Origin of the sequence: Pseudomonas sp. WS 5503 (assembly GCF_012985385.1) — a bacterium.
In the GTDB taxonomy this organism is placed as follows: Bacteria; Pseudomonadota; Gammaproteobacteria; order Pseudomonadales; family Pseudomonadaceae; genus Aquipseudomonas; species Aquipseudomonas paracarnis.
In genome coordinates this window covers 110,443-135,931 of sequence record NZ_JAAQWI010000011.1, presented here as the reverse complement: position 1 = coordinate 135,931, position 25,489 = coordinate 110,443, and the positions used below count along the sequence as shown (strand labels likewise).

The 25,489-nt window shown below is 61.9% G+C and carries 21 protein-coding genes and 1 pseudogene; 10 read left to right on the top strand and 12 right to left on the bottom strand.

Going from position 1 to position 25,489, the window contains the following annotated elements; genetic code table 11:
- Position 1 precedes the first annotated feature (1 nt).
- From imuA to HBO10_RS25550, 3 genes are all read right to left on the bottom strand, one after another.
- Positions 2-616 (bottom strand): translesion DNA synthesis-associated protein ImuA, encoded by a 615-nt coding sequence (gene imuA, locus HBO10_RS25560; RefSeq protein ID WP_003191873.1) that lies wholly within the window; start codon positions 614-616, stop codon positions 2-4.
- Entirely contained in the window at positions 616-1,233 is a 618-nt protein-coding gene (gene lexA, locus HBO10_RS25555; RefSeq protein ID WP_034126121.1) for a transcriptional repressor LexA, read from the bottom strand. Before lexA ends, imuA begins: the two co-directional genes overlap by 1 nt.
- Before the next feature lie 583 nt (positions 1,234-1,816).
- Complete coding sequence (locus HBO10_RS25550; protein ID WP_034125680.1) at positions 1,817-2,404, bottom strand: NUDIX domain-containing protein; 588 nt, start codon at positions 2,402-2,404, stop codon at positions 1,817-1,819.
- A gap of 165 nt (positions 2,405-2,569) precedes the next feature.
- Between HBO10_RS25550 and HBO10_RS25545 the strand changes: the two genes are divergently transcribed.
- Positions 2,570-3,496: an alpha/beta hydrolase gene (locus tag HBO10_RS25545; RefSeq protein ID WP_034125679.1), complete on the top strand. Its 927-nt coding sequence runs from the start codon at positions 2,570-2,572 to the stop codon at positions 3,494-3,496.
- A 192-nt stretch (positions 3,497-3,688) separates the two neighbouring features.
- On the opposite strand, the gene HBO10_RS25540 is transcribed toward HBO10_RS25545, so the two are convergent.
- Complete coding sequence (locus HBO10_RS25540; protein ID WP_057974864.1) at positions 3,689-4,849, bottom strand: alpha-hydroxy acid oxidase; 1,161 nt, start codon at positions 4,847-4,849, stop codon at positions 3,689-3,691.
- 120 nt (positions 4,850-4,969) lie between these two features.
- On the opposite strand from HBO10_RS25540, the gene HBO10_RS25535 reads away from it, so the two are divergent.
- Positions 4,970-5,755 (top strand): DeoR/GlpR family DNA-binding transcription regulator, encoded by a 786-nt coding sequence (locus HBO10_RS25535; RefSeq protein WP_034125677.1) that lies wholly within the window; start codon positions 4,970-4,972, stop codon positions 5,753-5,755.
- A gap of 566 nt (positions 5,756-6,321) precedes the next feature.
- Here HBO10_RS25535 and HBO10_RS25530 read toward each other — a convergent pair.
- Positions 6,322-7,227, bottom strand: coding sequence for a LysR family transcriptional regulator (locus HBO10_RS25530; RefSeq protein ID WP_032896831.1), 906 nt, complete (start codon positions 7,225-7,227; stop codon positions 6,322-6,324).
- A 213-nt stretch (positions 7,228-7,440) separates the two neighbouring features.
- On the opposite strand from HBO10_RS25530, the gene HBO10_RS25525 reads away from it, so the two are divergent.
- The 6 genes from HBO10_RS25525 (at position 7,441) to HBO10_RS25500 (ending at position 14,315) form a co-directional block, all read left to right on the top strand.
- On the top strand, positions 7,441-8,052 hold the full coding sequence (locus tag HBO10_RS25525) for a cysteine dioxygenase (protein WP_014718170.1): 612 nt from the start codon (positions 7,441-7,443) through the stop codon (positions 8,050-8,052).
- Entirely contained in the window at positions 8,049-9,632 is a 1,584-nt protein-coding gene (locus tag HBO10_RS25520) for a rhodanese-related sulfurtransferase (RefSeq protein WP_034127405.1), read from the top strand. The genes HBO10_RS25525 and HBO10_RS25520 overlap by 4 nt, the downstream gene beginning before the upstream one ends.
- An 82-nt stretch (positions 9,633-9,714) precedes the next feature.
- Entirely contained in the window at positions 9,715-10,689 is a 975-nt protein-coding gene (locus tag HBO10_RS25515; protein WP_034127404.1) for an ABC transporter substrate-binding protein, read from the top strand.
- 10 nt (positions 10,690-10,699) lie between these two features.
- Entirely contained in the window at positions 10,700-12,040 is a 1,341-nt protein-coding gene (locus HBO10_RS25510; RefSeq protein ID WP_034127403.1) for an LLM class flavin-dependent oxidoreductase, read from the top strand.
- 161 nt (positions 12,041-12,201) lie between these two features.
- Positions 12,202-13,371: an acyl-CoA dehydrogenase family protein gene (locus HBO10_RS25505; RefSeq protein ID WP_034127402.1), complete on the top strand. Its 1,170-nt coding sequence runs from the start codon at positions 12,202-12,204 to the stop codon at positions 13,369-13,371.
- A complete protein-coding gene (locus HBO10_RS25500; RefSeq protein WP_034127401.1) occupies positions 13,368-14,315 on the top strand; it encodes a D-isomer specific 2-hydroxyacid dehydrogenase family protein in 948 nt (315 codons plus the stop codon). The genes HBO10_RS25505 and HBO10_RS25500 overlap by 4 nt, the downstream gene beginning before the upstream one ends.
- Before the next feature lie 222 nt (positions 14,316-14,537).
- On the opposite strand, the gene HBO10_RS25495 is transcribed toward HBO10_RS25500, so the two are convergent.
- The 5 genes and pseudogenes from HBO10_RS25495 to HBO10_RS25475 all read right to left on the bottom strand — a co-directional run bounded on the left by HBO10_RS25495 (position 14,538) and on the right by HBO10_RS25475 (position 21,044).
- On the bottom strand, positions 14,538-15,299 hold the full coding sequence (locus HBO10_RS25495) for an energy transducer TonB (RefSeq protein WP_034127400.1): 762 nt from the start codon (positions 15,297-15,299) through the stop codon (positions 14,538-14,540).
- Positions 15,296-15,742, bottom strand: a complete 447-nt coding sequence (tolR, locus tag HBO10_RS25490) for a protein TolR (protein WP_034127399.1) — start codon at positions 15,740-15,742, stop codon at positions 15,296-15,298. The genes HBO10_RS25495 and tolR overlap by 4 nt, the downstream gene beginning before the upstream one ends.
- A 15-nt stretch (positions 15,743-15,757) precedes the next feature.
- Complete coding sequence (tolQ, locus tag HBO10_RS25485; protein WP_034127398.1) at positions 15,758-16,450, bottom strand: protein TolQ; 693 nt, start codon at positions 16,448-16,450, stop codon at positions 15,758-15,760.
- A gap of 47 nt (positions 16,451-16,497) precedes the next feature.
- Complete coding sequence (locus HBO10_RS25480; protein ID WP_169922154.1) at positions 16,498-18,363, bottom strand: phytase; 1,866 nt, start codon at positions 18,361-18,363, stop codon at positions 16,498-16,500.
- A 170-nt stretch (positions 18,364-18,533) separates the two neighbouring features.
- A pseudogene (locus HBO10_RS25475) lies at positions 18,534-21,044 on the bottom strand (TonB-dependent receptor).
- A gap of 783 nt (positions 21,045-21,827) precedes the next feature.
- Here HBO10_RS25475 and HBO10_RS25470 point away from each other — a divergent pair.
- A complete protein-coding gene (locus HBO10_RS25470; protein ID WP_034127396.1) occupies positions 21,828-22,742 on the top strand; it encodes a GGDEF domain-containing protein in 915 nt (304 codons plus the stop codon).
- A gap of 1 nt (position 22,743) precedes the next feature.
- Entirely contained in the window at positions 22,744-23,781 is a 1,038-nt protein-coding gene (locus tag HBO10_RS25465) for an AraC family transcriptional regulator (RefSeq protein WP_034127395.1), read from the top strand.
- Here HBO10_RS25465 and HBO10_RS25460 read toward each other — a convergent pair.
- Entirely contained in the window at positions 23,768-24,649 is an 882-nt protein-coding gene (locus HBO10_RS25460; RefSeq protein WP_032903519.1) for a LysR family transcriptional regulator, read from the bottom strand. The two genes, HBO10_RS25465 and HBO10_RS25460, sit on opposite strands and share 14 nt — an antisense overlap.
- Before the next feature lie 217 nt (positions 24,650-24,866).
- Positions 24,867-25,484, bottom strand: a complete 618-nt coding sequence (gene ycaC / locus HBO10_RS25455; RefSeq protein ID WP_003191905.1) for an isochorismate family cysteine hydrolase YcaC — start codon at positions 25,482-25,484, stop codon at positions 24,867-24,869.
- Between the last annotated feature and the right edge of the window lie 5 nt (positions 25,485-25,489).

Genomic DNA, 25,489 nt, shown 5'->3' with positions numbered 1-25,489 from the left:
CTCAATGCCCCGCCAGGGCAATTGGCGCCGGATGGGCCAGCCCGCCACGGCACTTGAGCACCCGCACTTGCGCGGGCCTGGCCTCGACCGCCAGGCGCAGGGCGGCAGGCGAGGCATTGATCGCCTCGCTCAGGGAGCGCCAGGCAAACGCCAGGGTCTGCCCGGTTTCGGCCGCCACCTGCAAACGCCGCAAGGCACGATCATCGGCCTTGCGCGGCCAACACAACACCGCCCCGCAACTGCCAGAACGCAGGCATTGCTCCACCGCCCACAGCGCGTCACGCTCCTCGGCCCGGATGATGGACAGCTGGCGCACATCCACCCCGGCGTTCTGCCACGCATGGGGATAAGGGGTATAGGGCGGCGCCACCAGCACAATGCGCTCGCCCAGGGCCGACAGGCGCGCCAGGGTAGGCAGCACCAGCTGCAACTCGCCCACCCCGTCCTGGGCCATCAGGATTTCACTCAAGGCCGATTCCGGCCAGCCGCCACTGGGCAGCACCGCATCCAGCGCCGCCAGCCCCGTGGGGTGCACGCTGGCCGGGGGCGCGGCGGGCCGGCCCTTCCAGACTCGCCCGCCATTGAACAGCGAGTCCAGGGCAACCACGGCGCCCATCAGCCTTGCCTCACCAGGCCGCAGAACACGCCTTCGATGGCCAGGTCCTGCTCGGGCCCGACCACGATGGGTTGATAGGCCGGGTTGCGCGGCAACAGGCGAACACTGTCGCCGTGGCGCTCGAAACGCTTGATGGTGACGTCGCCGTCCAGGCGCGCCACCACAATCTGCCCGTTCAAGGCTTCGGCACTGCGGCGCACGCCCACCAGGTCGCCATCGAGAATGCCATCTTCAATCATCGAATCGCCCTGCACCCGCAGCAGGTAATCGGGGGTTTTGGCGAAAGTGGCGGGGTCCAGTTGCAAGCGGCTGTGCACCTCGGCATCGGCGCCAATCGGCCGACCGGCCGCCACACGGCCGAGCACCGGTACATCCAGCCACTCGGGACGCGCAGGTTGATTGAGCAAGCGAATGCCACGGGCCTGGTTGGGGTTGACCTCGATAAACCCAGCTTCGGTCAGCGCCACCACATGCTTGCGGGCGACGCTGCGCGAGGCGAAGCCGAACGCCTCGGCGATCTCGGCGAGGCTGGGAGGCTGGCCTTGTTGCGCGATGCGCTCGCGAATGAAGGTCAGGATGGCGATGCGGCGGGGAGTCAGGTTTGTCATGGAGTACATTTGTACTCCTGTGGGAAATTTCTGACAATAACCGTCAGTCGGGGCTGGGTGTTACACCTGTGGGAGGGGACTTGCTCTCGTGACGGCCTGACAGTCGACGCCCGCCTACCTGACACCCCATGATTCAACTGTGGGAGCTGGCTTGCCTGCGATGGCGGCCTGACAGTCGACGCAGTTATACCGAGTACATATCCATTGCTGCGGTAACGGCCACTTAGGGTTCCGCTTTTACAGCGGGTCACTTTTGGAAAAGAGCCCCAAAAGTAACCAAAAGGGCTCTTGCCCCACCACTCGGCACCTCGCTTAGGCTCGGTGTGCCCGTAATCCGCCAGTGATTTGGGGGGCCGCCGCCACGCGCCATCCATGGCGCGGGGCGGCTAAACCGGCATCCCTGCCGGTTTACCCCCCAAATCCCTGTCGAATTCCGGCCAGCGTGGTTTAACGGGGCGCCTAAGATCAAGATCAAGAGCAGATCAAGAGCGGCTCGCTTCGCATCGTGGTTACAGTTGGCTGCTACAACCTCCAACGTTGTGTAGATCCCTTCCACCTCGGCCCGCGCTCATCAGCAGAGTTTCCAAGCTTCTCACCACCCCTCTTTCAACATCCGCAGCTCCAGATGCTGCAACAACATAATCGTCTTGCCATCCACAATCTCCCCGCTCTGCACCATCGCCAGTGCCTGCTCAAAGCCCAGCTCCAGTACCTCGATATCCTCGCCCTCTTCTTCCAGGCCTCCGCCCGCTCCCACTCGGTCGCCTGGCTGGTATTCACCAATAAAAAAGTGAATCCGCTCCGTCACCGATCCCGGGCTCATGAACGCCGCGTAGATTTTCTCAACATGCCCGACGCGATAGCCGGTCTCTTCCTCGGCCTCCAGGCGGATGCGTTCTTCGGCGCTGGCGTTATCGAGCAAACCGGCCGCCGCTTCAATCAGGTAGCCGGGGTAATCGTTGACGAAAGTGGGCATGCGGAACTGGCGAATCAGCAAGACTGTGCGTTGCTCACGGTTGTACAACAGGATGGTCGCACCGTTGCCCCGGTCATACACCTCGCGGGTCTGGGCTTGCCAACTGCCGTCGCGACGGCGCAGGTCGAAGCTGTATTTCTTCAGCAGGTACCAGTTGTCCGAGAGGGTTTCTTCGGCGGTGATGCGCACGGGGCTGTTGTTCATGTGTAGGCCTTTGCAGGTAGGGCAGGTTCGAGCCGTCCACCCTATCAACCCGCGCGAGGATTGTTCAATGCTGTAACACTTTCATCCGTCACGGCCGTCGCATTAATGCCTACCCGCCTAGGCCATCTGGTAAAACCCGTGCTTCATCTTTGTTCTGGAACCTTCATGTCTTCTGTTTCTATGCCCCGCCGGGGCCTGCGCTGGCTTGTCTGGCTGTGCATGGCCATGTTGATTGTCGGCCTGCCGGTCGGCTGCGCCGTGTTGCAACACAAGGAGCGCGAACTTTTGTTTCGCATCGAGCCGGGAACCGCCGGCTGGTACACCGGCCTGCCCAAGGCGGTGCAGGAATTCGAACTCACGCCCGCCAGTTTCAAAGCAGGGCAGAACATTCATGGCTGGTGGTACCCGGCAGCCAACAAAGACGCGCCCGCCATCCTCTACCTGCACGGGGTACGCTGGAACCTCACGGGCCAATTGTTTCGCATCGAGCAATTGCATGCCCTGGGCTTTTCGGTCCTGGCCATCGACTATCGCGGCTTTGGCCAAAGCCAGGGCGACCTGCCCTCGGAAGCCACGGTGTACGAGGACGCACGCATTGCCTGGGAGCGTTTCCAGACCCTGCAACCAGACCCCGGCAAACGCCTGATCTACGGGCACTCCCTGGGTGGCGCGGTCGCCATCGACCTCGCTGCCGAGTTGGGCAAGCAGGTGCCATTGCCGGTGCGTGGGCTGGTGATCGAGTCCACGTTCACCTCCCTGGCGGATGTCGCCACGGCCGTTGCCAACACCTCATTGCCGGTACGCTGGTTGCTGTCGCAGAAGTTCGATTCCATCGACAAGATTGCCGACATCCACATGCCGCTGCTGGTGGTCCACGGCCTTGACGACCGCTACGTGCCGCCGCGCTTCAGCCAGCAGTTATTCGAAGCCGCCCAGCAACCCAAACACCTGTTGCTGGTGCCAGGTGCCAGCCATAACAACAGCATGAACCTCGCCGGACGCAGCTATGGCCAGGCGCTGGAAAACCTGATGCGCACGAAGATGCCGGCTCAGGTGGTGACACACTCCACAGGCCGCGATAACGCCTCATAAATACGCTTTTCGGCACTGGGTTCGCGCTTGGCTGTCAAGCGCAAACCCTGGCCATGTTGGCCCGAAATACAAGTTGATCAAATAATGATCTTCGCTGAAATCGCCAACGCTGCCGGGCCTTCGCAAAGTTATCCACAGAGATACCCACGGTTTTCGTGGACAACTCTTTTTATATTTTTACGTTTTTTTTGCTCAAGCCGTGCTTCCAGGAAAGGTACCGGGCAACAGGATTTCGCGATTCACTTCGCGTATATCCTTATAGCCACAGAGCGCCATCGACACATCCAGTTCGCGGGCGATGATATCGAGGGCCTTGGTCACGCCCGCCTCGCCCATCGCCCCCAGCCCATACAAGTGCGGGCGGCCAATCATGGTGCCCTTGGCGCCCAGCGCCATGGCCTTGAGCACGTCCTGGCCGGAACGAATACCGCCGTCGAGCCACACTTCAATGCGGTTGCCCACGGCCTCGACAATCGCCGGCAATTGGCTGATGCTCGACGGCGCGCCATCAAGCTGGCGGCCACCGTGGTTACTCACCACCAACGCATCGGCACCGCAATCGGCCGCCAAGCGCGCATCCTCCACATCGAGAATGCCCTTGATGATCAGCTTGCCGCCCCAGCACCGCTTGATCCACGCCACATCGTCCCAGCTCAGGCGCGGGTCAAATTGCTGGGCAGTCCACGACGACAACGAACTCATGTCGGCCACCCCCTTCACATGCCCGACGATATTGCCGAAACCACGCCGCTGGGTACCCAGCATGCCCATCACCCAGCGCGGCTTGGTGATCATGTTGAGAATGTTTGGCAGAGTCAGCTTGGGCGGCGCGGACAAACCATTGATCAAGTCCTTGTGGCGCTGCCCCAGAATCTGCAAATCCAGGGTCAGCACCAATGCATCCACCCCGGCCGCCTTGGCGCGCTCGATCAATTGCTCGATAAAACTGCGGTCGCGCATCACATACAGCTGGAACCAGAACGGCTGGCCGACGTGCTCGGCAATGTCCTCCAGCGAACAGATACTCATGGTCGACAAGGTGTAGCGCAGCCCGAACGCAGCAGCGGCACGAGCAGTGAGGATTTCGCCATCGGCGTGCTGCATGCCCGCCAGGCCAGTCGGCGCCAACGCCACGGGCATGGCCATGTCCTGGCCGATCATGCTGGCGCGGATCGAACGCTCGTCGATATTGCGCGCCACCCGTTGGCGGAACTTGATACGTGCAAAATCCGTTTCGTTGGCGCGGTAGGTGCTCTCAGTCCAGGAGCCGGAATCGGCGTAGTCGTAGAACATGCGGGGGACACGTTTTTGCGCCAGCTTGCGTAAGTCTTCGATGGTTGTGATCAACGGCATCGGGTCACCTCTCCCTGAACTGAACACAGAGAGTAACCGGCAGGAGCGTGGGCAACCAGCCGTTGCGTTTAGATGGGCCGGCGATTAATCTCGCACAAACCCGCAATAAAGCGCACAAACATGCATAACACTCATCAAGCCATCGACTTGCCTTCCCTGCGCAAACAGAAAATCTTGTTGTTGCTGGAACGCGACGGCAAGGTCACCGCATCTGAGTTGGTCGAGCATTTTGCCGTGTCCCAGGACACCATCCGCCGCGACCTCGGCGAGCTCGCCGCGGCCGGCCTGTTGCAACGCGTACACGGCGGCGCCCTGCCCCGACCCAAGGACACCGGCAAGGATTTCTTTACCCGTGTCGGGGAAACCAACGAGGTCAAGCGCCACCTCGCTCGCGTGGCGGCGGAGCGGGTTGAAGACGGCCAGATCGTGCTGTTCGATTCTGGCTCCACCACCTTGCAGATCGCACAGTGCTTGCCCCATGCACTGCACCTGACCGTGGTCACGCCATCCCCCATGATCGCCATCGCCCTGGCCGACCATCCGCATATAAAAGTGATCCTGGCCGGCGGCCAACTCAACCCCGCCACGCTCTCCACCGGCGGCCATGACGCGGTGCGGCTGATCCAGAGCGTCAAGGCCGACCTGTTGTTCACCGGGGTTTGCGCACTGCATCCGCAAGTGGGCATCACCTCGCTGCATTTTGGTGAAGTCGCCGTCAAGCAAGCCTTGCTCGACAGCGCGTCCCACGTCATCGCCGTGACCACCTCAGACAAGCTCGGCGCGGTGGAACCCTTTGTGGTGGCGCCTTGCAGCCGTATTCATACGCTGATTACCGAGTGGGATGCGCCGGATGTGCAAGCATATGAACAGTTGGGGTTGCAGGTGCAGCGGGTGGACGTGCAGTGATGCAAACCCTGTGTAGGAGCGAGCTTGCTCGCGAAAACGTCAATAATAACGCGGGTTTCCTGAATGAACGCGGCGCCTGAGTGTTTTTCGCGAGCAAGCTCGCTCCTACAAAAAGGGCAAGCCGGCCATCTGGAGACGGTAACCACGATGCGAAGCGAGCCGCTCTTGATCTTGCTCTTGATCTGCTTTTGATCTTGATCTTAGGCGCCCCGTTAAACCACGCTGGCCGGAATTCGACAGGGATTTGGGGAGTAAACCGGCAGGGATGCCGGTTTAGCCGCCCCGCGCCATGGATGGCGCGTGGCGGCGGCCCCCCAAATCACTGGCGGATTACGGGCACACCGAGCCTGGGCGAGGTGCCGAGTGGTGGGGCAAGAGCGTTTTGCTTACTTTTGCGCTTTTCAAAAGTGAGCCGCTGTAAAAGCGGAACCCTAAGTGGCCGTTACCGCAGGAATGGATATGTACTCGGTATAACTGTATCGACTGTCAGGCCGCTATCGCAGGCAAGCCAGCTCCCACAGTTTAATCGCGGGGTATCAGGTGGATAAGCGTCGGCTGACAAGGCGTCAGGCAGCGCTGCGGATCTTGTGCAAAGCATCCGCCACCCATTGACCAAACGCATCCACCGGCCCTTGCAGGTTGCCGAGAAAATGCGGATAGATCAGCCACAAATCCATCACCGGCTTGAAGTCCTTGAGGGGCATCGCCGCCAGGTGCTCGCGATGAGCACTGCGTTCCAGCAACGGACGTGGCACCAGGCCAAGGCCGAGGCCGTCGGCCACCAGGCCCAGTTGCAGTTCGGTGCCGAAGGTTTCCAGGTTCACCCGCAGCGCCAGGCCCTGGTCAGACAAGGTGCGCTGCAACCCCGCACGGAACCCGCAACCGTCCGGGTTGAGGATCCAACCGCTCTGGTACACGTCCGCCAGCTTGCAAGGCTTCTTCGGCAACTGCGCCTTGGCACAGACCACCACCAACTCCATCTTGCCGATGGACTCACCGACCAGGTTGTCCGGGAAGATCTTGCCTGCGGGGAACAACGCCACCGCCGCATCCAGTTCGCCGCGTTCAATCTTGCCGACCAATTGGCTGCCCCAGCCGGTGGCAACCTGGGCGCGCAAGTCGGCGTATTCGCTGCGCAGATGCTTGAGTGCGTCCAGCAGCACCACATCGCCGATGGTCTGCGGTACGCCCAGGCGCAGCACGCCGGTGGGCGGTGCATCGGTGGCCACCAGTTCGCGCAGGGCATCCATCTCGCGCAGGATCAACCGGCATTGCTCATAGACACGGGTACCGATCAGCGTTGGCTTGAGGGGCTTGGTGTTGCGGTCGAACAGTTCCACTCCCAGAGCCTGCTCGAAGTTCTGCACGCGGCGGGTGATGGCTGGCTGGGTCAGCTGCAACGACGCGGCGGCATGGCTGATGGACTGGCAACGAATCACTTCGACAAAGGCATCGATATCGTCAATTTTCATTTGGGCCGCACATACAGATCAGTCATTAAGATGTGCGTGAAGCATAGTGGCCGCACAGAGGTCTGGATAGCCCAACCAGTGATCAATAACGTCTAACACTATTCAAACCGGTTCTAAATTACCTCCGGCTATAAGCTAATCATTAAAAAATAGCATATTAAAAATAAACATTATGCTTAGATAAAAGCATACCAACAGCCCGATGGAATGGTCATGACCCAGGCCCGACACCCCGAGAGACTCAGAGCCTTCATAGGCGCCCTGGCGGAATTGATCGACGGCAACCCGCGTGAAGGCGACCTGCTGCACCGTGGCGGCAAGCTGCTGGCGCAACTGGTCAGCCACGATGATTGGCTGCCCGACGAATTCGCCCAGCCCGACCCCGAGCGCTACCAGCAATTCTTGCTACATGCCGATTCGCGCCAGCGGTTCAGCGTGGTCAGCTTTGTATGGGGGCCAGGGCAACGCACGCCGATTCATGACCACCGGGTGTGGGGGCTGATCGGTATGTTGCGCGGCGCGGAGGTTTCCCAGGGGTTTGCCCGGGCACCGGGCGGCGGCCTGGTAGCGCAAGGCGAACCCGTGCAATTGCTGCCGGGCCAGGTCGAGGCAGTGTCGCCCAAGGTCGGCGATATCCACCAGGTCAGCAATGCCCACGGCGACCAAGTGTCCATCAGCATCCACGTATACGGCGCCAATATCGGCGCGGTGCGCCGGGCGGTGTATCAACCCGACGGCAGCGAGAAACTGTTTATCTCCGGTTATTCCAACGCCTATCTCCCGAACATCTGGGACCTGTCCAAAGAAAAGAGCCCTGCCCTATGACCACCCTATCGACCCGCAGCTTTGCGCAGATTCGCCAGGCCCTGTTGGCACGCGAAGAAGTCGCGCTGATCGACGTGCGTGAGGAAGCCCCCTTTGCCGAGGCCCATCCTCTGTTCGCCGCGAATATCCCCTTGTCCAAGCTGGAACTGGAGGTGTACGCGCGCATTCCACGCCGCGATACCCAGGTCACCCTGTACGACAACGGCGAAGGGCTGGCCCACCGCGCCGCCGAACGCCTGGTTGCACTGGGCTACACCCAGGTCAGCCTGCTGGAGGATGGGCTGGACGGTTGGCGCCGGGCCGGTGGCGAGCTGTTTATGGACGTCAATGTACCCAGCAAGGCGTTTGGCGAACTGGTAGAGAACCAGCGTCACACGCCGTCCCTGGCCGCCGAAGAGGTCCAGGCCCTGCTCGACAGCCAGGCCGATGTGGTGGTGCTCGATGCGCGCCGTTTCGACGAATACCAGACCATGAGCATCCCCACCGGCATCAGCGTGCCGGGAGCCGAGTTGGTATTGCGCGCCCGTGAGCTGGCGCCCGATCCGTCTACGCGCATTATCGTCAATTGCGCCGGGCGCACCCGCAGCATTATCGGCACCCAGTCGTTGATTAACGCCGGCCTCCCCAACCCGGTGGCAGCCCTGCGCAACGGCACCATCGGCTGGACCTTGGCCGGGCAGACCCTCGACCATGGCCAGGCGCGCCGCTTTGCGCCGACCTCGGAAAACCATCGCCAACTCGCCGCCCAAAAGGCACATGGTGTTGCCGATAAAGCCGAGGTCAAGCGTGCGACGCTCAATGATCTGCACCGCTGGCAACAGGACGCGACCCGCACCACCTACCTGTTCGATGTGCGCACCGTAGAAGAATTCGAAGCCGGCCACCTGCCGGGCGCCCGCGCCACCCCGGGCGGGCAACTGGTGCAGGAAACCGACCACGTTGCCAGTGTGCGCGGTGCGCGCCTGGTCCTGGTGGACGACGACGGTGTGCGCGCCAATATGTCCGCGTCGTGGCTGGCCCAGTTGGGCTGGCAGGTGTACGTATTGGATGACCTGCAAGCGGAGCACTTCAGCGAGCGCGGCGCATGGGTCGCGCCAGTACCGCCGCCGCCCCAGGCCGAACTGATCAGCCCCCACACCCTTGCCGACTGGCTCGGCCATGGCGACACGCAGGTGCTGGACTTCACGGCCAGCGCCAACTACGTGAAACGTCATATCCCCGGCGCCTGGTGGGTGCTGCGCGCGCAACTGCCCGAGGCCCTGAGCAAGGTACCGAGCGCCCAGCGCTATGTGTTGACCTGCGGCAGCAGCCAACTGGCGCGCCTGGCCGTGCCGGAAGTCGAGGCCCTCACCGGCAAGCCGGTCTTTTTGCTGCAGGACGGCACGGCTGGCTGGATCCATGCGCAACTGCCCCTTGAGTCAGGCGAAAGCCACCTGGCTTCCCCGCGTATCGACCGCTACCGCCGCCCGTACGAAGGCACCGACAACCCACGGGAAGCCATGCAGGCTTACCTGGATTGGGAGTTCGGCCTCGTGGAGCAACTGGCCCGCGACGGCACCCATGGCTTCTACGTGATCTGATTCACCGCTGCATCGTTTCGCCCAACCGACCCCTTCTCCAGGCGGAGGTATCTCCCTTTACCCAACGCCTGGAGTTTTTCTCATGCTGTATGCCCTCCCATTCAAACGCCTGCTGTGGGGCGCCGCCCTGGCCTTCGGCGTGCTTTCCACCGTCCAGGCTGGCGACCTGCAACCGCTGCGCGTGGCCAACCAGAAATCCACGATCAAGGCACTGCTGGAAGCCTCGGGCGAAAGCCAGAACGTGCCTTACGAGATCAAATGGTCGGAATTCCCCTCGGCCTCGCCCCTGGGCGAAGCGCTGAACGCCGGCGCTGTGGATGTCGGCGCCCTGGGCGATGCCCCTTATGTGTTCGCCCTCGGCGCCGGTGCCTCGATCAAGGTGATCAGCATCATCCATGCCGAAGGCCGTAACACCACGGCGCTGCTGGTGCCCAAGGATTCGCCGATCAAGAACGCGGCCGACCTCAAGGGCAAGAAAATCGTCACCGGGCGCGGCTCCATCGGGCACTACCTGGCGATCAAGGCCCTGAACGATGCCGGGCTGACCACCCAGGATGTGCAGTTCATCTTCCTGCTGCCCGCCGAATCCCGGCTGGTACTCGACAACGGCACCGCCGATGCCTGGGCGACGTGGGACCCTTACACCACCGTGGTCACCTCACAGAGCAATGCTCGCGTGCTGGTGAGCGGCAAGCACCTGCTGAGCAATCATCTGTACTTCGCCGCCACCGGCCAAGCCATTGCCGACAAGCGCGTGCAACTGGACGACTTTGTCGCCCGCATTGATCGCGCCTACGCCTGGGCCAATACCCATCCCGAGCAATACGCCGCTGCCCAGGCCAAGATCACTGGCCTGCCACTGGCCGTGCATATAGAAGTGGCCCAGGACACCCATCTTTCCCCGGTCACGATTGACGATACGGTGATCCATGGCCTGCAAGCCACCGCCGACACCTATGTAAAAGAAGGCCTGCTGAGCCAACACATCGACGTCTCCCAGGGCTTCGATTCCAGCTTCAACGCCAAGCGTATCCCCCTCGAACAAGCCTCGCGCTAAGGAGCAGAACATGAGCAAGCCACGTCAATTGAAACTCGGTGCCATGGTGCACGGTGTCGGCCACGGTTGGGGCGAATGGCGCCACCCGCAGGCACAACCCGACGCCAGCACGAATTTCGGCTTCTACAAGCAGCAGACCGAACTGGCCGAAGCCGCCCGGTTCGACTTCGTGTTCATCGCCGACAGCCTGCATATCCACCCCAAGTCCAGCCCCCATTACCTCAACCGTTTCGAGCCGCTGACGATCCTCTCGGCCCTGGCCGCGCTGACCACTCACATCGGCCTGGTCGCCACAGTGACCGTCAGCTACACCGAGCCTTACCAGGTAGCACGCCAGTTCGCCTCCCTGGACCACATCAGCGGCGGCCGCGCCGGCTGGAACGTCGTCACCTCGTGGCTGAGTGGCACCGCCGATAACTTCGGCAAGGCCGAGCATCCGCCCCACGCCGTGCGCTACCGCATCGCCAAGGAACACCTGAATGTGGTCAAGGGTCTGTGGGATTCCTGGGAGGACGACGCCTTTGCCTATAACAAACACAGCGGCGAATTCTTCACCCCAGGCAAGTTGCATGCGCTTAACCACAAGGGCGAATTCTTCTCGGTCAAAGGCCCGCTGAACATCGCGCGTTCGCGCCAGGGCCAACCGGCGATTTTCCAGGCAGGCACTTCGGAGGATGGGCGTAACTTTGCCGCTGAAAACGCCGATGCGATTTTCGTGCATGTGGAAACTATCGATGAGGCCAAGGCCTACAGCGCCGATTTGAAACGCCGCGCCAAGGGCTTTGGCCGCGACCCGGACAGCCTGTCGATCCTGCCGGGCATCCGCCCGATTGTCGGGCGCGATGCCGCCGAAGTGGAAAGCCGCTACCAGCAAGCCGTGGCGCTGGTCACCGTGGAAGACGCCATTGTCGCCCTCGGCCGGCCGTTCAACGACCATGATTTCAGCCAGTACCCGCTGGATGCGCCCTTCCCTGAACTGGGCGACCTGGGCGCCAACAGCCAGAAAGGTGGCTCCGAACGTATCAAGCAACTGGCCCGTGACGAAGGCCTGACCCTGCGCGAAGTGGCCCTGCGTTTCTCACGGCCCCAGCGCGACTTTGTCGGCACCCCGGAACAGGTCGCGGATGCTATTCAGACCTGGTTCGAGAGCGGCGCCAGCGATGGTTTCATCATCAACTCGGTACTGCCGGATGGCCTGCAGTATTTCACTGAGTTGGTGGTGCCTGTGCTTCAACAGCGAGGGTTGTTCCGTACCGAGTACAGCGGCCACACCCTACGGGACAACCTCGGCCTGGAAGTGCCAGCGAACCGCTACAGCGTGATCGAAGCCACCGAACAAGCCCTGGCCTGAATGCTACCCCCTGTAGGAGCGAGCTTGCTCGCGAAGAACGCCCACGATAACGCGTACTTCCTGAATAAACGCGGTGCCTGTGAGTTTTTCGCGAGCAAGCTCGCTCCTACAAGGGGGTCAGGGCTTGCCACCCTCCCACATTTTTGACCGAGTACAGACTTATGACTCAACCGTCTCTCAAGGCTGTGGAAGCCGTCGATTTCGACGCCCTGCTTGATCATCTCAGCGCCGAGCTGGCCAGTACCGCGCCCCTCTATGACGAAAGCGGCACCTTCCCCCACGCTAATTTCAAGCTCCTGCACCAACACCAACTCATCGCCCTGACCGTGCCGAAAAAACTCGGCGGCGGTGGCGCCAGCCTGTCCCAGGCGCGCAAGGTCATCAGCGCCATCGCCAAGGGCGAACCGTCCACGGCATTGATCCTGGTGATGCAATACCTGCAACACGCCCGCCTGCAAGACAACCAGAGCTGGCCCGCACACCTGCGCGTGCAGGTCGCGCAGGAGGCAGCGCAGAACGGCGCGCTGATCAATGCCCTGCGTGTCGAACCTGACCTTGGCACCCCAGCCCGTGGCGGTTTGCCGGCCACCACCGCCGTGCGCACCGCCGACGGCTGGCGTATCAGTGGGCGCAAGCTCTACTCCACCGGCAGCCATGGCCTGAGCTGGTTCAGCGTGTGGGCGCGCAGCGATGACGCCGACCCGCTGGTGGGCGCCTGGCTGGTGCCCAAGGCCAGCCCCGGCGTCAGCATCATCGACACCTGGGACCACTTGGGCATGCGCGCCACCTGCAGCCATGAGGTGGTGTTGGACAACGTATGGGTGCCCCTGGACCATGCGGTCAGCGTCAGCCCCTGGAGCGCCCCGCAAGCGGAGCTGGATGGCGAAGGATTCCTCTGGATGTCGGTGTTGTTGTCCTCGGTGTACGACGCCGTGGCCCAGGCGGCACGAGACTGGCTGGTGGACTGGCTGGAGGAGCGCACGCCGTCGAATCTCGGCGCGGCACTGTCCACCCTGCCGCGTTTTCAGGAGACCGTCGGCCATATCGACACTTTGCTGTTTGCCAACCGTAGCCTGCTCGATGCTGCTGCCGCAGGGCACACGCCGACGGCCAATGCCGCACAAGTGAAGTACCTGGTGACCGGCAATGCGATCCGTGCGGTCGAGCTGGCCATCGAAGCCTCGGGCAACCCTGGCCTGTCACGGCACAGCCCACTGCAACGGCATTACCGCGATGTGCTGTGCAGCCGCGTCCACACTCCGCAAAATGACGCCGTGCTGCAAGGCGTCGGCAAAGCTGTGTTCAACCAGCGCCAAAAGGAACGCACATGAGCCAGGTGATTATTGCCAGCCAACTGGACGAAGATTACAACCAGGTGATCCGGGAGCGCCTTGCCCCACTTCACCCCGAAGCCCAGGTAATCGGCGTGCCGGTCGGTGTGCCCAGTGACTTGCCGCCCCACGCCAATATCCTGCTGCTGCGCCCGATCAATGTGCGGGGCTACACCGCCCCCGACACCCCGCCACCGGGCTGGCCCTACGGCGCACAGTGGGTGCACCTGGTGTCGTCGGGTATCGACTTCTACCCTCAGTGGCTATTCAACGGCCCACCCGTGACCACTTCCCGTGGCAGCGCCGCCGAGAACCTGGCCGAGTTCGCCCTGGCGGCGATCTTTGCCGCGGCCAAGCATTTGCCGGACATCTGGGTAAAGGATGCCCAGTGGCAGTTCACCGCGCTGCGGCCGCTCAAGGGCACCACGCTGGGCCTTTTGGGCTTTGGCGCGATTGGCACAAGCCTGGCGCAAAAGGCTCTGGCACTGGGGTTCAAGGTCGTGGCGCTGCGTCAAAGCACAACCCCGTTCGGCCTCGATGGCGTGGAAGCGGCCAAGGACATCCACGACCTGTTTGCCCGCGCCGATCACCTGGTGGTGGCGGCCCCCCTGACGGAAGCAACGCGGCATATCATCAATCGTAATGTACTGGCCAGCGCCAAGCCGGGGCTGCACCTGATCAATATCGCCCGCGGTGGCCTGCTCGATCAGCAAGCGCTGTTGCACGCGTTGGATAACGGCCAGATCGGCCTGGCTTCCCTCGACGTCACCGAGCCAGAGCCACTGCCCGATGGGCATCCGCTGTACAGCCATCCAATGGTACGGCTGTCGCCGCATACTTCGGCTATTTCGACCCGCAGCAAGGAGGAAATTGCGGATACGTTCCTGGCTAATCTGGAACGGTATGTGGCGGGCCTCGAGTTAAGTAACCTCGCGAATGTCTGACGGCTTGCCCGCAAAGGGGGGGCCAGCCACTGAATATTCAACTGAGCCACCGCTATCGCAGGCAAGCCAGCTCCCACACTGGTCATGCATTGCCCAAAAAAAATCAGCGCCTGGCACAGATCCCTGTGGGAGCGCGGTGTGTCAGTCACTGAATATTCAACTGAGCCACCGCTATCGCCGGCAAACCAGCTCTCACAGGTTTTGGGAAGGTGGCGGGGAAGCTCATTTGATGCGGTAGTGGAAGGTGTTGCGCACTGCCGGTACGGCAACAGCTTTGCCATCGACGATTCTCGGCTGGTAGCGAAAAGTATTGGCCGCCGCCAATGAGGGCCTGATGAACAACGGGTGACAGCCTTCCAATACCTTGGGGGTTTCAACGTGCCCCTGGATGTTGACGGTGTACTCCACCGAGCAGTCGCCTTCGATGTTCTTGTCCAGGGCGCGTTCGGGGTAGTCGGGGGCGGCCTTGCTCAAGGGTTGGTACTGGCGGATGTCGAATGCAGGGGTAGGCGCAGGCACGGCGGCTCGGGCTTTTTCCGAAGCGGCACGCTCCTGACTCAGACGTTGCTGTTCCAACTCCCGATTGCGCTGCTCGGTCGCCATGCGCTGCTGTTGTTGCTCGAGTTTCTTTTCTTCAACCCGCTTGCGCGCCAGCGCGGCTTTCTCGAGCTTTTGCGCCTGCACCTGCGGATCAACCGTCGGCCTGGTCGGTACCGGGATGACAACAGGTTCTGCCAGCGCGGCAGCTACGGGCTCGGGTGTCGGCACAGGCGCCGGCGCCGGAGCGGGTAAAACCACCAACTGCGTGTGCATCACCCGCGGCGCATCCACCCCTGGTCGCTCCGTCGACCAGCCCAGCATCAACGCCACTGCCACCGCACCATGTAGCGCCACGGCCAGACTCGCTGCCAGGCCTTTACGCCATAAACCATCGCCGTTGGGCGCCAAGGCCAGTGCCGGACTGTGCAGGATCATCGTTGTCATTGTGGGGCCTCTGTCACCAGCCCAAGATTGCTGACGCCGCCCTTCTGCAGCACCGCCATGGCCGCCACTACACGGCCATAACCTGCATTGTCGTCAGCGCGGATATACACCTGGGTATCGCTGCGCGCCGCCACCACCTGCATGACCTTGGCGCTCATTTCTTCCAGGGTCACCGCGCTATCGGTCTGCTGGCGCGTATCCAGCTCGCCACCCAGGTTCCAGTAGTAGCCACCGTCCGCCTTCACCGACAACGTCAGGATCTGCTGGCGCGTATCGGTGGCCAGCGCCTCGGCGGCGACCTTGGGCAGTTCGATCTTTACGCCCTGGGTGAGCATGGGCGCAGTGACCATGAAGATCACCAGCAGCACCAGCATCACGTCGATGTAGGGCACCACATTCATCTCGGCCTTGGGCCCGTGCTTGCGTTGCGGCCTGATCAACATCGCTTTGCTCCTTGTTCAGGCGGCCACGGCCAGGTTGATCGAGGTACCGCGCAGCATGCGGTGCAGGTGCACTTGCAGTTCATTGCCGAAAGCGTAGTAGCGCGTGAGCAAGGTCTGGCTGCGGGCCGCGAAACGGTTATAGGCGATCACTGCCGGAATCGCCGCAAACAGGCCAATGGCCGTGGCAATCAAGGCTTCTGCAATACCCGGTGCCACGGTCGATAGCGTGGCCTGTTGCACCTGCGACAAGCCGAGGAACGAATTCATGATGCCCCATACAGTCCCGAACAGGCCGATATAGGGGCTGACCGACCCCACCGTCGCCAGAAATTGCAGGCCCTTTTCCAGCTCAAGTTCCTGCTCGGTGATCGCTACCTGCAAGGCGCGCTCCACACCCTCGAGCACTGCCGGATCGTGGTGGTGCAGATGCTGGTATTCCTGCATGCCGGCAATAAAGATCGGCGCCACACCGCCCTCGCCCGCCTGCACGGTGTCGCGATACAAGGGTTGCAGGTCCGACGCCACGCGAAAGCGCGCCAGGAAGCCGTTGAGCTGCCGTTCCAGACCACGCAGCACACTGCTGCGCTGAATGATCAGATACCAGCTGAACAAGGAAGCCAGCAGCAAAGTGACCATCACAGCCTTGACCAACAGGCTAGCGTCGCTGATCAAACTCCAGATCGTCATATGTTCCATCGTCGCGTGCATGGTAAAGCTCCTATTCGATTAAAAACGGATGACTGCGTGATGACAGCTCAGGGTAATTTCAACGCGCGGCTCACCTCGGCCCAGGGCACAAACTTGAAGTTCTGGGCTTGCTCGGGCATGCGCTTGCGCCCGTCCTGTACCACCAGCATGCCCTGGCTCCATGGCCCACCGAGGTTGACGGCAGTGACCTCCAGGCCATCGGTTTCCGAGGCGCCATCAATGCCTGCGGCCGCATTGAGGCCAACGCGCAAGGCGCCGTGCACAGCGAATGGCGGCTCGGCGTCCAGCACCAGGTAGCTGTCATTGCCTTGGCTGGAGATCACCAGGTAATCCCGCGCGGGGCTTTGATACAGCGCCAGGCCTTCGACATCTGCGTGCAGTTGCGGGCCGACTTTGATCACCGGAGTGAGCGTGGCCGGTTGGTCGGCACGGGCATCCATCGCCCACACACCGACATCTTCCTCACCGATAAACAAGCGTTGGCGCTGGTCATCGGCCACGCAGCCCTCGGGCTGGCTGTCGACCTTGAACTGACGCACCAACTCGCCCTGCACACGGCCAGCCGGTGCACTCAGGCGGTATTGCAGGAAGGTGCCATCCTTGTCATTGGCGAACGCGTAGAGCTCACCGCTGGCGGGCTGGTACAGGCAGATGCCGTAGATGTCCTTGAGTGGCGTGGGGACCTCACCGGCTTCAAGCAACTCGCCGCTCTGGCGGTCGATGCTGAACAGGCTCAGGCTATTGCGGTCGCGATTACTCGCCACGGCCAGGTCGACGGTGTGCGTACCGAGTTTGAAGCCAGGGCGTATGTCGACATTGTTCAGGCGCCCCACTGCCAGCTCCTGCAACAGCTTGCCGTCAAGATCGTAGGCCAGCAGGCCCTGTTTCTTGTTGGTCCCCAGCACACGACTTTTGGCCGGCGTTTCAGGGTGAACCCAGATGGCCGGGTCATCCGCCGCGTCGCCTTGGCGACCCACGGGTTCGGTCTGGCGCAGTGCGGCGACTTGCGCAAGTATCGGCGCAACCGGCACCGGCGTGGCTTGCCAGTCAAGGCGGCCCTGATAGAGCTGCTCGCTGTCGTCGTCCCGCACCAGCACCTGCCGGCCCTGTATTACCAACTGCTCCGGTTCCTTGAGGCCCGGCAAGGCCAGGCTGGGTTGCTCAACCCAACGTTCCCCGACTTGCTGGAACAGGTGCAATTGCGCGGTTTTCGGGTCCAACGCGAGCATCCCGCCCGGCACCAGTGCCATGGCGCCTGCTTCGCGCTGGGGATCGTCGAACAGCGCCACGGGCATGCGCTTCACCTCGGCTTCCGGGTGCGCCGGGTAGGCCCACCAGCCGACGTTTTGCTCATTCACCACCAATCGTTCGGCCGCATCGTCCACTTGGCAGAATTGCGCCGATGGAGGCAGTGGCAGGTTGCGAACACGCTGCGCCTGGGCCAACAGCGTCGAACCATTGCCCACCAGCCACTGCTCGCCCTTGCCCTCTTCACCGACCAGAAACACAAACAGGTTGGCCGCCGAATCGCGATAGAGGCACAGGCTATTTACCGCGAAGTCGCGGGTCGGCAGGTACAGCGGCGTACCCCAGGTTTTGCCGGCGCCATCGAGACCGATCAGCAAGGCCTGCTGGCGGTCGTTATCGAGGCTGGCGATCAGCGAGTGAGTACCGGCAGCGCGTGTGTCGAGGCTGCTGAAACGGCCTTTGAAGCGGGCCAGTTCGACGCCTTTATCGTCGAGCAGCAGCAGGCCGTCGCGGGCACTGGCGGCCACGCGCTGGGTGCCGCCGGGCAGGAAGGCAACGGCCTGGGCGTTCAGGCTGGGTGCCCAAGGGGTCAGCGGTAGGTCAGTGGCGAACGCATTGGCGCTGCTAACCAGTACGACCAGCAGGCACAGCTTGGAAATTCTCATGAACAGACAATCCTTCGAAAACAATGGAGATCCCGTTTGGGAGGGCTTGCCCTGATGCCCTGTAGGAGCGAGCTTGCTCGCGAAAAACTCCCAGGCGCCGCATTCATTCAGGCGCCCCGCGTCATCGTTGAAGTTTTTCGCGAGCGAGCTCGCTCCTACAGGGGCCAGGGTTAGAAATGGGTGAAGGTCAGGCCCAACTTGTAGGTGGGTCCGTACTCTTCGTACTGGCCGTTGTAGCTACGGTGGCCGGTGTAGACGAAGTACGACTCGTCGGTGAGGTTCTGTGCCTCGAAGCTGACCTGCAGGTTCTTGGTCAGTGAGTAGCGCGCGCTGAAATCGACGAAGGTTTGCGCGTCGACGTGCAGGTCATGGGCCTTGTCATTGATCGACGCCAACTCGTACAAATAGGCCGATTTGTAATTGGCCGACAGGCGCAGGCTGAGGGTGTCGTCTTCCCAACCGAGCATCAGGTTGCCGACCGTGTCTGATTGGTTGGGCAGGCTGATGTTGCGCTTGCGATTGCGCCCGCTGGCACTGTCGAAGCCCTCGATGTCCGCGCTGGAACGGCTGAAGGTGCTGTTGGCACCGATCATCAGGCCGTTCAATGGCGCAGGCAGCCAGTCGAACTTCTGTGAGTAGGCCAGTTCCAGGCCATACAGTTTGGCGCTGTCGCCGTTGGCAAAGGTGTGCGCCTCGGCGAAATTGGCCCAGGCACCGGTACCAGCCACGTCGGTGTTGTAGACGAAGTTCTGGATGTCTTTGTAGAACACGAAGGCCGACACGGTACCGGCACGGCCCATGAAATGCTCGATGCCCAGGTCCAGGTTGCTCGATTCCAGAGGCTTGAGGTCCGGGTTGCCGAACGTGGCCTCGTCATCGTCGATCACAAAACCCGGGGCCAGTTGGCCAAAGGTCGGGCGCACCACCGATTTGGTCCAGGCGGCGCGTACTTGGGTGTTCTTGTCAATCTGGTAGCGCGCATGCAGGCCCGGCAACCAGTGGTGATAACGGCGCTTGGTCTCGGTGGCGCTGAACTGGCCGTCCGTGGCACCGGTGCCCTTGGCTTCGAACTCGGTACCCTCGTAACGCATACCGGCGATGAAGCGCCAGTCGTCAATATCGACGGTGTTCATCAGGTAGCCGGCATTGATGTCTTCGCGGATGGTGAAGTCGTTGACCGTGGATTCGGTCGGGTCATAGAAGTCATCGCGATTGAGGCCGCCGATCAACTGGCGGATATTGCCCGCGCTGATGCCTGGGCCAAAGCGGCCGAGGCGGTAGTCGACGTTGCCCTTCTGGAACTGCGTGAGGCTGAGTTGTTCATCGCTCAAGCCCTGCTCATCCAGGTCCTTGTAGACCCAGGCCTCCAGGTCATTGTCCTTGTGGCGCCGGCTGACCTTGCCGCCGAACTTGAACTGGGATGCGTAACCGCGCAGGTCATAGTCGCGGGCCAGGTCCAGGCGCAGGTTCTTCTCGGTGTCCTGGGTGTGCTGTTTTTCCCAGTCGACTTTGTCCAGGCTGAAATTGGCGGGGTCGTAGAAACCACTGCCGATGATCGGGCGCGGCTTGGCCGTGTCGTAAAAGCCGCTGTCGGCAAAGTCACCGCCGTCGAAGGTCGCACCGGCAATATGCCCCGGGCTGTCTTCACTGGAACGGCTGTAACCGGCCTGGCCGCTCAAGGTCCACAGGCCGAGCATGCGTTCACCGCCCACTACGTAGGACTGGATTTGCTGGGTTTCCTCGCGGTTCTTGAGCTTGCGTTTGCCCTCGGCGTCGCCCAATTCGCCGGGCGCTTGCGGGTCAGCGAACTAGAGGCTGGCAGCGTTGCGGGTTTCGGTGTCCTTGTAGCGACTGTAGAGGGTGCGCAGGTAGTAGCTGCTCAGGTCATCGGGCTTGTAATCGAAGTTAAGGCCACCACCGGCGCGTTCACGGCTGATGTCGTAGTCGCGCTGCTCGAATTCGTTGAGCCGGGCGCCGTTGCTGAAGTCCCAGGCGCCGCCGGTTTCGACGTTGTCCGAGCCGAAATCACGCTTCTGCCAACTGAGGGCCGCGGCCACGCCAAAGTTGTCGATACCGTCGCCGAGGCTGAACCGGTTACTGGCGGCGCCGGAGAATTTGGGGCTGGTCTGGTGCGTGTTCTTGTCGTAACTGGCCTCGGTGCTGCCGGTATAGAACAGGCCCTTGTGGTCGAACGCCGAAAGGCTTTTCACATCGACGGTGCCGCCGAGGGAGTTGGCGTCCATGTCCGGTGTGAGCGTCTTGATCACCGACAGCGACTGCACCAATTCCGAAGGCAGAACATCGAGGGCCACGGCGCGGCGCTCGCTCTCGGGGGATGGCACCAGGGTGCCGTTGATGGTCACGCTGTTGAGGTCCGGGCCCAGGCCGCGCACGCTGACAAAGCGGCCTTCGCCCTGGTCACGTTCAACGCTGATGCCCGGCAAGCGCTGCACCGCCTCGGCAACGTTCTCATCCGGCAACTGGGCGACGCCGTCGGCATGCACCACGCTCTTGATACTGTCGGAAGAGCGCTGCTCCTTGAGGGCGCTGTCGATCGCAGCGGCTTGGCCGACCACATCGACATGCTCGGTGGCCGCTTCCGCGGCGTTGAGCCGCTCGCAGGCTATCGCCAGAGCCAAGGCGGTAAGCGTAAAGCTGACGAGCCCGGTGCGCTTGTACATGAAACCCTCCCCAAGAATCCGTTGGCGCCAGGCAAGGGGCCCGGCAACTGGGAGGGCACGCTAGGGGGCAGGCGTGACGGTTCTGTGACAAGGTTGCGGGCAGAGCCTGTCAAAGCGGGGTTTACAGGCTTCTGGAGGGTACAAATGAGCTGAAATGACCTCGGCCAGATGCGGGAGCAAGCGGGCTTGCCTGCGAAGACGGCAGTTCAATCGACAGAGAAGTCGAATGTGCCGCCCAGGTAACCACGATGCGAAGCGAGCCGCTCTTGATCTTGATCTTGCTCTTGCTCTTGCTCTTGCTCTTGATCTTGATCTTGATCTGCTTTTGATCTTAGGCGCCCCGTTAAACCACGCTGGCCGAAATTCGACAGGGATTTGGGGGGTAAACCGGCAGGGATGCCGGTTTAGCCGCCCCGCGCCATGGATGGCGCGTGGCGGCGGCCCCCCAAATCACTGGCGGATTACGGGCACACCGAGCCTAAGCGAGGTGCCGAGTGGTGGGGCAAGAGCCTTTTGCTTACTTTTGGGCTCTTTTCAAAAGTGAGCCGCTGTAAAAGCGGAACCCTAAGTGGCCGTTATCGCAGGAATGGATATGTACTCGGTATAACAGTGTCGCCTGTCAGGTCGCCATCGCAGGCAAGCCAGCTCCCACATGGGCTCTATGTCCAGCTAAAAAATAGGCCGAGGGCATGAGCTGATTCGACCCTCCCCGCCCGTCATCCAACCGTCACATCCATCTGCTGTGCTGGCGCCCATTACTCATTTGCCCAAGGACCCGTGGCCATGTTTTCCGTGCTCAAACCCCACCGCTGGAAACTCGCATTGCTCCTGATCGCCGCCAACCTCGGACTGATCCTGCACCTGGCCTGCGGCGAGCTCAAGAGCGTCAGCGAATGGGTGTGGCTGGATATCATCGGCGAAGGCGGTTCGGCGCTGCTCGCGCTGATCTGGCTGGGTCTGGTATTGAAAAGCCGCCCCGCCGGACGGGTCACCCAATACCTGGCGCTGGGGCTGTCGTGCATCTTTTTTTCCTGGTGGATCGACAGCCTCGACGAATTCATCCGCCTGCCTGACAGCATCTCCTGGGATCACTGGCTGGAGTCAGGGCCAATGCCGTTGGGCATGATCCTGCTGACGATTGGCATTTATCACTGGCACCACGAACAACTGGCGATCAGCGCACAGATGGAAAAACGCGAGCGGTTGTTTCGCGAGCATCGGCTGTTCGACAAACTCACGCCCCTGGCCGGTGCCGACTACCTCAAGCGCCAACTCGCCGACAGCCTGCGCGACAGCCAAGCGCAGCAACAACCACTGTCGTTGTTGGCCCTGGACCTGGACAACTTCGCCACCATCAACCAGGCCTACGGGCATGCCGAGGGTGATGCGGTGCTACAGGCGGTCAGCCATGTGCTGTTGCTCAACCTGCGCCGCCAGGACCTGTTGTGCCGCCTGGCGGGCGATCGTTTTGTGGTGCTGCTGCCCAACACCGGCGAGCGCCAGGCCCAGGGCCTGGCGCTGGAGTTGCAACACGCGGTGCAGAGCCTCGCCCACAAGACCCGGCAACAGGGCGAACGCCTGCAACTGACGGCGACCACGGCGGTGGTGATGGCCTTGCAAGAGTCACCCCACGAGCTGCTCAAACGGCTGAATATGGGCCTGGCCCGGGCCAAGCAACCCCTTGCGAAAAGTGCCTGAAATGGCCGTGAAAACCAGCTGGTATGAAAACGACAGCCGCTTCATCCCCGGTCACTATCAACCCGCCACGTTGATCGACCTGGGCTTGTCCCGGGACATCGACAGCCATCGCCTACTGCGCGGCACCGGCCTGTTCCACGAAGACATCCTGGCCGGCAATGCGCGGTTGAGCCCGCAGCAGTTCCTGGGTTTGATCGGCAACAGCCGCAAACTGCTGGATGCCGATGACAGCAGTTTCCTGTTTGGCCAACGCCTGCTGCCCGGCTATTACGGCGCCGCCAGTCATGCGCTGGGGCATGCACAGAACCTTCATCAGGCCCTGGATATCCTGATCCAGCAACAAGTGCTGCTCAGCCCGCTGGCCACGCTGCAACTGGAGCTGGATGAGCACCACGCTTACCTGTATTGGTTGGACAGTTGCGGCGCCGGCGAACACTGGCGCTTTCTGCTCGAAGCCAGCATGACTTCACTGGTTGCCATGAGCCAATGGCTCAGCGGCCAGCGCTTGCCGTGGGTGTGCAGCTTCAGCCACGCCGAACCTCGGTATGTCGAGCAATACTGGGTCCATCTGGGCGAACACACGCGCTTCGAACGCCCTCTGAACATGATGTGCCTCCCCCGTGAATACCTCACCCACACCTGGCCGGGTGCTTCGGCCACGGCGGGCCAGGTCGCGCGCCAGCAAGCCCTTGAACAAATCGAGCAACTGGGCTTTGCCACAAGTTTTCTGGACTGCCTCGATGCCTACCTGCGCGAACACGTGCGCCAGCCACCAAGCCTGGAACAGGCCGCCCACACCTTCGCCATGAGCCCGGCCACGCTAAAGCGCAAGTTGCAACGGCACGACACCGGTTTTCAGCAACAGGTCGACCGGGTGCGCAAGCATGTGGCGTTGCACCTGTACCAGGCCAAGGGGTGGAGTAACGAGCAAGTAGCGGCGTACCTGAATTTCAACGATGCGGCGAATTTTCGGCGCTCGTTCAAGCGGTGGACGGGCAGCACGCCCAACCTGATCCGTCAACTGTTCAGCAGCCGCTAGCCAGGCGTTCGCGCAGGAACTCCACCAGCGCTTGCACCGGGCGTGAACTCTGGCGGTGCTGCGGGTACACCGCCGACAGGGTCAAGGCCTCAGGAGCGAAGTCCTCCAGTACCTTGACCAGACGCCCATCCTTCAAGGCCTCGCTGACAATGAACGTCGGTAGGTAGGTAACGCCCAAACCGGCTATCGCGGTATCGCGCAGCAGGTCACCGTTGTTGACGCGCATGCGCCCACTGACGCTCAACGCTTGCACCTTGCCTTTGAAGCGCCATTGCACCTGGCGGCCGTGGCCGTAGGGCAGGCAGTCGTGCGTGGTTAAATCTTCGGGTTTCAAAGGCGTACCCCGCAGCGCCAGGTAGTCGGGGCTGGCGCAATACACCCGCTCGATAGCGGCGATCCGTCGGGCGATCAGGGTGGAATCTTCCAGGGTGCCGATGCGTAGCACCAGGTCGTAGCCTTCGCCGATCAAGTCCACCGGACGGTCGCTCAGGTCAACTTCAACGCAGACCTGCGGATGCTGGCGCAGGAACAACGGCAACAGGCAACCCAGGTGCGCCATGGCGAACGACAAGGGTGCACTGAGGCGAATGGTGCCGCGGGGTTCGCTGTTCTGGCCGGCGATGCCCTGCTCCACTTGCTCCACCTCACCGAGCAGGCGCAAGGCCGACTCATAGTAACTCTGGCCCAGCGGCGTGACGTCCAGGCGCCGTGTGGAGCGGTTGAGCAGGCGTACGCCCAGGCGGTCTTCCAGTTGGATCAGGCGGCGGCTGACGAATTGCTTGGACAAGCCCAATTGCTCGGCGGCGGCAGTGAAACTGCCGGATTCCATGACCTGGCAGAACAGGCGCATGTCTTCGAAGGGGTTCATTGTCGCTTCTCAGGGGACGATGGGCTGTTTTATAGCCTGTCAGTGGTCACACCACAAACCAAAATGTGAACACCATCAAATGTTGGAGAGAACTTGCCCTAATGCCCTCTGTAGGAGCGAGCTTGCTCGCGAAAACCCCGTAGACGCCGCGTTTATTCAGGAAGCACGCGGTTATCGTTGACGTTTTTCGCGAGCAAGCTCGCTCCTACAAAACAGGTTACTTGGCAGCGAACGCCGAGTAGCTGTTCATCAGGTTGCGGTAGTTGGGAATGCGCGGCGAAAGCAGGTTGGCCAGGCCTTCCATATCGTTGCGCCAGTCCACTTGCAGCTCGCAGGCCACGGAGAACCAGTTGACCAGTTGCGCACCGGCGGCGGTCATACGCGCCCAGGCGGCTTGTTGCACGGTTTCGTTGAAGGTGCCGGAAGCGTCGGTGACCACGAAAACCTCGAAGCCTTCGTCAAGGGCACACAGGGTCGGGAATGCCACGCACACGTCGGTCACCACACCGGCAATGATGATCTGCTTGCGGCCGGTCGCCTTGACGGCCTTGACGAAATCTTCGTTGTCCCATGCGTTGATCTGGCCAGGGCGCGGAATGTACGGCGCGTCGGGGAACAGTTCTTTGAGCTCAGGCACCAGCGGCCCGTTAGGGCCGCTTTCAAAGCTGGTGGTCAGGATGGTCGGCAGGTTGAAGAACTTCGCCACGTCGGCCAGGGCCAGCACGTTGTTCTTGAACTCGTTGGGGGAGAAATCCTGCACCAGGGAGATCAGGCCGGTCTGGTGATCAACCAACAGCACAACAGCATCGTCTTTGTTCAAGCGCTTGTAAGTCATGGGTA

Excerpts from the sequence above, each read along its gene's own strand:
- HBO10_RS25480 (WP_169922154.1), bottom strand. The coding sequence starts at position 18,363 with ATGAGAATTTCCAAGCTGTGCCTGCTGGTCGTACTGGTTAGCAGCGCC.
- tolQ (WP_034127398.1), bottom strand. The coding sequence starts at position 16,450 with ATGCACGCGACGATGGAACATATGACGATCTGGAGTTTGATCAGCGAC.
- HBO10_RS25540 (WP_057974864.1), bottom strand. The coding sequence starts at position 4,849 with ATGCCGTTGATCACAACCATCGAAGACTTACGCAAGCTGGCGCAAAAA.
- HBO10_RS25460 (WP_032903519.1), bottom strand. The coding sequence starts at position 24,649 with ATGAACCCCTTCGAAGACATGCGCCTGTTCTGCCAGGTCATGGAATCC.
- HBO10_RS25515 (WP_034127404.1), top strand. The coding sequence starts at position 9,715 with ATGCTGTATGCCCTCCCATTCAAACGCCTGCTGTGGGGCGCCGCCCTG.
- imuA (WP_003191873.1), bottom strand. The coding sequence starts at position 616 with ATGGGCGCCGTGGTTGCCCTGGACTCGCTGTTCAATGGCGGGCGAGTC.
- HBO10_RS25530 (WP_032896831.1), bottom strand. The coding sequence starts at position 7,227 with ATGAAAATTGACGATATCGATGCCTTTGTCGAAGTGATTCGTTGCCAG.
- HBO10_RS25550 (WP_034125680.1), bottom strand. The coding sequence starts at position 2,404 with ATGAACAACAGCCCCGTGCGCATCACCGCCGAAGAAACCCTCTCGGAC.
- HBO10_RS25495 (WP_034127400.1), bottom strand. The coding sequence starts at position 15,299 with ATGACAACGATGATCCTGCACAGTCCGGCACTGGCCTTGGCGCCCAAC.
- HBO10_RS25505 (WP_034127402.1), top strand. The coding sequence starts at position 12,202 with ATGACTCAACCGTCTCTCAAGGCTGTGGAAGCCGTCGATTTCGACGCC.
- lexA (WP_034126121.1), bottom strand. The coding sequence starts at position 1,233 with ATGTACTCCATGACAAACCTGACTCCCCGCCGCATCGCCATCCTGACC.
- HBO10_RS25525 (WP_014718170.1), top strand. The coding sequence starts at position 7,441 with ATGACCCAGGCCCGACACCCCGAGAGACTCAGAGCCTTCATAGGCGCC.
- HBO10_RS25465 (WP_034127395.1), top strand. The coding sequence starts at position 22,744 with ATGGCCGTGAAAACCAGCTGGTATGAAAACGACAGCCGCTTCATCCCC.
- HBO10_RS25535 (WP_034125677.1), top strand. The coding sequence starts at position 4,970 with ATGCATAACACTCATCAAGCCATCGACTTGCCTTCCCTGCGCAAACAG.
- ycaC (WP_003191905.1), bottom strand. The coding sequence starts at position 25,484 with ATGACTTACAAGCGCTTGAACAAAGACGATGCTGTTGTGCTGTTGGTT.
- HBO10_RS25520 (WP_034127405.1), top strand. The coding sequence starts at position 8,049 with ATGACCACCCTATCGACCCGCAGCTTTGCGCAGATTCGCCAGGCCCTG.
- HBO10_RS25470 (WP_034127396.1), top strand. The coding sequence starts at position 21,828 with ATGTTTTCCGTGCTCAAACCCCACCGCTGGAAACTCGCATTGCTCCTG.
- HBO10_RS25510 (WP_034127403.1), top strand. The coding sequence starts at position 10,700 with ATGAGCAAGCCACGTCAATTGAAACTCGGTGCCATGGTGCACGGTGTC.
- tolR (WP_034127399.1), bottom strand. The coding sequence starts at position 15,742 with ATGTTGATCAGGCCGCAACGCAAGCACGGGCCCAAGGCCGAGATGAAT.
- HBO10_RS25500 (WP_034127401.1), top strand. The coding sequence starts at position 13,368 with ATGAGCCAGGTGATTATTGCCAGCCAACTGGACGAAGATTACAACCAG.
- HBO10_RS25545 (WP_034125679.1), top strand. The coding sequence starts at position 2,570 with ATGTCTTCTGTTTCTATGCCCCGCCGGGGCCTGCGCTGGCTTGTCTGG.